This is a genomic window from Oceanisphaera arctica, assembly GCF_002936955.1.
In the GTDB taxonomy this organism is placed as follows: Bacteria; Pseudomonadota; Gammaproteobacteria; order Enterobacterales; family Aeromonadaceae; genus Oceanimonas; species Oceanimonas arctica.
Genome location: NZ_MPZM01000086.1, coordinates 1 through 5286, shown reverse-complemented (window position 1 = coordinate 5286; position 5286 = coordinate 1). Strand labels below are relative to the sequence as shown.

Annotated in this window: 5 protein-coding genes; 4 read left to right on the top strand and 1 reads right to left on the bottom strand. The window is 61.6% G+C overall.

Features of this window, described 5'->3' with window-relative positions; all coding sequences use genetic code 11:
* The first annotated feature begins 204 nt into the window (after positions 1-204).
* Genes UN63_RS16665 through UN63_RS16655 form a run of 3 tightly spaced genes read left to right on the top strand, consistent with a single transcriptional unit; the run spans position 205 to position 2279 of the window.
* On the top strand, positions 205-489 hold the full coding sequence (locus UN63_RS16665; RefSeq protein WP_104488611.1) for an amidase family protein: 285 nt from the start codon (positions 205-207) through the stop codon (positions 487-489).
* A gap of 54 nt (positions 490-543) precedes the next feature.
* A complete protein-coding gene (locus UN63_RS16660; RefSeq protein WP_104488610.1) occupies positions 544-1323 on the top strand; it encodes a 2-keto-4-pentenoate hydratase in 780 nt (259 codons plus the stop codon).
* 8 nt (positions 1324-1331) lie between these two features.
* Positions 1332-2279, top strand: a complete 948-nt coding sequence (locus UN63_RS16655) for a bile acid:sodium symporter family protein (RefSeq protein WP_342352440.1) — start codon at positions 1332-1334, stop codon at positions 2277-2279.
* Here UN63_RS16655 and UN63_RS16650 read toward each other — a convergent pair.
* Positions 2276-3217: a LysR family transcriptional regulator gene (locus tag UN63_RS16650; RefSeq protein WP_104488608.1), complete on the bottom strand. Its 942-nt coding sequence runs from the start codon at positions 3215-3217 to the stop codon at positions 2276-2278. The genes UN63_RS16655 and UN63_RS16650 overlap by 4 nt on opposite strands.
* Before the next feature lie 406 nt (positions 3218-3623).
* On the opposite strand from UN63_RS16650, the gene aptA reads away from it, so the two are divergent.
* Positions 3624-4976 (top strand): omega-aminotransferase AptA, encoded by a 1353-nt coding sequence (aptA, locus tag UN63_RS16645; RefSeq protein ID WP_280530392.1) that lies wholly within the window; start codon positions 3624-3626, stop codon positions 4974-4976.
* The last annotated feature ends 310 nt before the right edge of the window (positions 4977-5286 follow it).

Below are 5286 nucleotides of genomic sequence, written 5' to 3'. Positions count from 1 at the left end.
GGCGGTGGCGGCGCTGTTCGAGCGTTACCCCGAGGCCGAGCCGGTGGCGGCCGAAAAATTCCGCGCCCAGGCGGCCCGGGGCCCGGGACATGGGCGCGGCGGCCTATCTTAATGCCCTGGACGATATCGATGCCTTTCAGACGCCGTGTGGGTGCCGCCTTCGAGCGGGTAGAACGTAGATCATGACCCCCTCGGCGGCGGCGCTTGCCCTGGCCGGCGGAGCAGGGCTATCCCACCGAGATAGATGGCCAGGAAGTGGGCCCCCGAGGCCATGCGATTTATACCGGCTGGGTCAATGCCTGTGGCCACCCGGCCATCAATCTGCCGTCGGCACCGGCACAACAGGGGCTGCCCATCGGTTTTCAGCTGGTCGGCAACTTCGGTGACGATGAACTGCTGTTCCGGCTGGCGGCCGAGTACGAAACCGCCGCCCGAGCGGGTTGGCAATGGCCCGGTGAAACGGCGAATACCCCCGATGCAAAGCAATAAATACATGCAAAACAATAAACAAATGGAAAGCAATACACACATGGAGAACAGTCAATGACCTCAGTAAACACCAGCGTGACCGACGCCGTAACCCTGCTGCATATCGCCTATCGGGCGGCGGGCCAGTTCGAGGCGCTGCCGGCGTCCTGCGCGCCGCAGACGGTGGAGCAGGCCTATGCCATTCAGGACGGACTGGCCCGCAAGCTCTGGCTCGATCAGGGGCTTCGCACCTCCTGCTGGAAAGTCGGCGCGCCCAGGCCTGGTGTGACGCCCTACAGCGCGCCCATTCCTCCTCAGCGGGTGCATGACAGCGGTGCCGTGGTCGACACCGACGCCTTTCACATGATTGGCATCGAAGGCGAGCTGGCCTTCCGACTGGGCCAGCCGCTGACGCCCCGGGCCGAATTGTATTCACAAGAGGAAGTCAGGGCCGCCATCGGCGAGCTGTGCGTGACCATAGAGCTGGTGGATACCCGGCTACAGGACTGGCAGCAGGCCGGCGAGCTGTGGCGTCTGGCCGACAACCAGATCAACGGCGCTTTGGTGGTGGGTAGCGGTGTGACCGACTGGCAAGGCATCGATATCGGCAAGCAGCCGGTGATACTGCGTTTCAATGGTGAGGAGCAGGCCAACAAGATTGGCGGTCATCCGCTGGGCGATCCGACCCTGATACTGACGGAAGCGGTCAACCATCTGGTGGCGCGCAACGGCGGCCTGCAAGCGGGGGACTTGATCACCTCCGGCACCTGGACCGGCATGATCTTCGTTGAGCCGGGTACCGAGGTGGAAGTGATCTTCCCCGGTATCGGTGAAGCCCGGGTTAGTTTGGGCTAGGGAGCAGCATCATCGTCTGGCTATTCCCACTGGGGCTGTGTCTGGCCTTCGGCGCCGCCCTGTTGCAGCCGGCCCCCGGCATCTGGCTGAACCAGCTGGGGCTATTGCCCTGGCTGGTGGCGCTGATATTTCTGATGAACGGCCTGCAGACCTCTCTGCAGCAGTTGCGGCCGGAGCCGTGCTTTGGCCGCACCCTGTTGAGCGGCGCGCTGATAAGCCTGCTGCTGTCGCCGCTGCTCGGCTGGCTGGTATATGCCTTCGGCGGGCTGGACGACAGCCTGCGGCTGGGGCTGCTGGTGATGTCGATGGTGCCGCCTACCCTGTCGTCCTGCGTGGTGCTGACCCGCATCACCGGGGGCAAGGCCAGCTGGTCTTTGTTCATGACCCTGGGGCTGAACTTCATCGGCATCGCCACCATTCCCTTTATGCTCAGCCTGCTGGTGGGCGACTCGATGCAGCTTTCGCCCTGGCCCATGCTGCTGACCCTGCTCAAAATCGTCTTGCTGCCCTTTATCGGCGGCATGCTGTTGCGGCTGTGGCTACCGGCGCTGGGGCGGCTGCCCTGGCTGGGGCAGGTCTCCACCCTGAGCGTGATTGTCACCTCCTGGATCACCCTGTCGGCCAGCGGGCAGGCGCTGTATCAGCTGTCAGCAGGCGCCTTGCTCGAGCTGTCGGTCTGGTCTGTGCTGCTGCATGTGGCGCTGTTGCTGTTGTGTGTGCTGGGTGGCCGGCTGTTGCGGCTGGCACTAGCGGAACGGCGGGCGCTGATGTTTACCGCGTCCCAGAAAACCATGCCGGTGGCGGTGAGCGTGCTGGTAGGGCTGGGCTCCAACAGTGGGGCGGCGGTGGTCAGCTGCATTCTGTTTCATTTTCTGCAGATGCTGTTCGACTCCCTGCTGGCCTCGCGCATCCAGCGACGGCAGAAGCGGTCGGCAGCTATTGAAGAGGCGGCCTAGCCGGAAGAGGAGGGCGGCGATAGCGTTTCCAGAAAGGTGTCCAGCACCAGGTTGGCGCGGCGGCTGCGGGCGGTAATGGCGCAGAAGCGGGTGGTGAAGCCGATGCTGTTCGGCTGCAATGCCCGTAACCGGCCGCGTTCGACCCAGGGGCGGGCGTAGTGATCCGGCAGGTAGCCGAGATAACAGCCGGTGAGCAGTAAAAACATGATGCCTTCCCGATCGTTGGCCCGTGCGCCCAGAGGGTGACGGCGATACAGCGCCTGGGCCTCGGTGGGTTGGGCGAAGCTGGGCACCACCAGCTCGAAGTCGGTCAGCTTTCTGGACTCTTTTCCTGCGGCAATCAGGATCTCGTCATCGGCAAACAGCGGATGCCCGGAGGCGCAATAGAGGCTGGAGCTTTCTTCGTACAGCGGCAGATAATCCAGCCCCGGCAGCTCGCGCACCCGGGGCACCACGCCGATATTGAGCCGGCCGTCGAGCACGCCGATTTCGATGTCGTCCGACGGCTGCATGTGAATATGGATCTTCACCTCGGGCCCCCGGGCCTTGAGCGCGGCCAGACCGTGGGTGATCTTCATGCCAGGGTGGCTGACCAGGTTGTCGGTAATGCCGATGGCCAGGGTGCCGCGCAGATGCTGGTGCAGATCGTTGATTTCGGCCTTGAAATGGTCGATGGCGCCCACCAGCCGATCGCTGGCTTCCAGCACCCGTCGTCCTTCGTCGGTAAGGGCAAAACCGGCGCGGCCGCGCTGACACAGCTTGAACCCCAATCGACTTTCCAGATCCGCCATCTGCATGCTGATCGCCGCCCGGCTGATGCCCAGGCTCACTTCCGCCGCCGAAAAGCCGCCACAGGCCGCCACGGTGCGAAATACCTTCAACAGCTTCAGCTCGAAATCGCTGACCTGATTCAGCACCGGCTGTTTTCCTTCCGCCATTTTGTTCTCCTTGTGCATTCTTATACCGAATAAATTCGACCCTACCAAACCGGCTGTTTTGCTCCTCCCCCTTGACTGCGGGGGTGAAGGCAACGGCAGCGGATTTTCGCCAGGGGGAGGTTGGGAGGGGGTGTTGCGGTAACCCCTCCCCAACCCTCCCCAACCTTCCCCAACCCTCCCCTTGCGTTGCACTCCGCCGTAATTCTGTTGAGGTCGAGCTCAAGGGGAGGGAGCAAACCAGCTTGTTTGCAGAGGCTGTTTCAGTCGGCAAGCCTGATTCTGCCAAAAGTTAAGTAAAACCTTAACCGAAGTTCATTAAGTTTACATTTAACACGAGGCTAACAGCCTGCATTATTCAGACATAGAGCGGCGCCCGTGCGGCGACTGAATATGACAAGGAACTGTGATGAACAGCATGATTGACTCGCAATTAACCGCCGAGGCCAGGGCCCGACAGTTGAATCTGGATGCCTTCTGGATGCCATTTTCCGGCAATCGGGCCTTCAAGGCCGCGCCGCGCCTGATTGCCGAGGCCGAGGGCGCCTGGTTTACCGACACTAAGGGTAACAAGTTGTTCGACAGCCTCTCGGGCCTCTGGTGTTCCGGCCTGGGGCACAAGCATTCCAAAATCAACGAGGCCATTACTCATCAGCTGAATACTCTGGATTTTGCCCCGGGTTTTCAGATGGGGCATCCGCTGGCCTTCGAGCTGGCCGAGCGGCTGGCCGGATTGGCACCGGCGGATCTGAACCGGGTGTTTTTCACCAACTCCGGCTCCGAATGTGCCGACACCTCGCTGAAAATGGCCCGGGCCTACTGGCGTGCCAAGGGCAAACCGGAAAAAACCAAACTCATCGGCCGGGCCCGAGGCTATCACGGGGTCAACATGGGCGGCACCAGCCTGGGGGGCATAGGCGGCAACCGCAAGCACTATGGCCAGTTGATGGATGCGGATCATCTGCCCCATACCCTGCTGGCCAAAAATGCCTTCAGCAAGGGCCAGCCCGAGCAGGGTGTTGAGCTTGCGGATCATCTGTTGCAGCTGATTGAGCTGCACGACGCCTCCAACATCGCCGCCGTGATCGTCGAGCCCATGGCGGGCTCGGCCGGGGTGATAGTGCCGCCGGTGGGTTACCTGCAGCGGCTGCGCGAATTGTGCGATCAACACGATATTCTGCTGATTTTCGACGAGGTGATCACCGGTTTCGGCCGTATGGGCGCCATGTTCGGCGCCGAGGCCTTTGGCGTGGTGCCCGACATCATGAACGTGGCCAAGCAACTCACCAACGGGGTGATTCCCATGGGGGCGGTGATCGCGAAGGATCATATCTATCAGGCCTTTATGGATCAGCCAGGTCCGGATTACATGGTGGAGTTTCCCCACGGTTATACCTATTCCGGCCATCCGGTAGCCTGCGCCGCCGCTATGGCGACCCTGGATGTGCTGACCGGCGAAGACATGCCGGGCCGGGTGCGCACCCTTATGCCGGTGTTTGAGGAGCAAATCCACCGCCTGAAGGGGCTGCCCCATGTGGTGGACATACGCAACAGCGGCCTGGCCGGCGCCGTACAGTTGGCGCCTTATGCGGGTGAGCCTGCTCGTCGCCCGATGGAGCTGGCCCTCAGCCTGTGGCAGCAGGGATATTACGTGCGCTTTGGCGGCGACACCCTGCAGTTTGGCCCGCCCTTTATCTCTACCCCGGACGAGCTGGAACAGCTGTTCAACGCGGTGCACGGCACCCTCAAGGCTCAGTCATAGCGGTAGGTGTCTATCGGGATGGAATAACCCCACGCCAACACGCAGCAAGTACATCCGTGTAGCTCGGCGATGGCATCCATGCCATCGACGGTTGGCTTAGGGATTTATTCCATCCCTCTTCGTAACCGACAGCTATGCGAGTTTGAGGCTAAATATTTTTCAAGATCAACAAGCAAAAGGACCACAAGATGAACACCATTCCTCACCTGATCAATGGCGAACGCCACCACAGCACCACCACTCTGGATGTGTATAACCCGTCCACCGGCCAGGTGTGCAGCCAACTTTGCATGGGCGACCAAAGCCTGGT

Coding starts and splice junctions, on each gene's coding strand:
- UN63_RS16660 (WP_104488610.1), top strand. CDS start 544: ATGACCTCAGTAAACACCAGCGTGACCGACGCCGTAACCCTGCTGCAT.
- UN63_RS16650 (WP_104488608.1), bottom strand. CDS start 3,217: ATGGCGGAAGGAAAACAGCCGGTGCTGAATCAGGTCAGCGATTTCGAG.
- aptA (WP_280530392.1), top strand. CDS start 3,624: ATGAACAGCATGATTGACTCGCAATTAACCGCCGAGGCCAGGGCCCGA.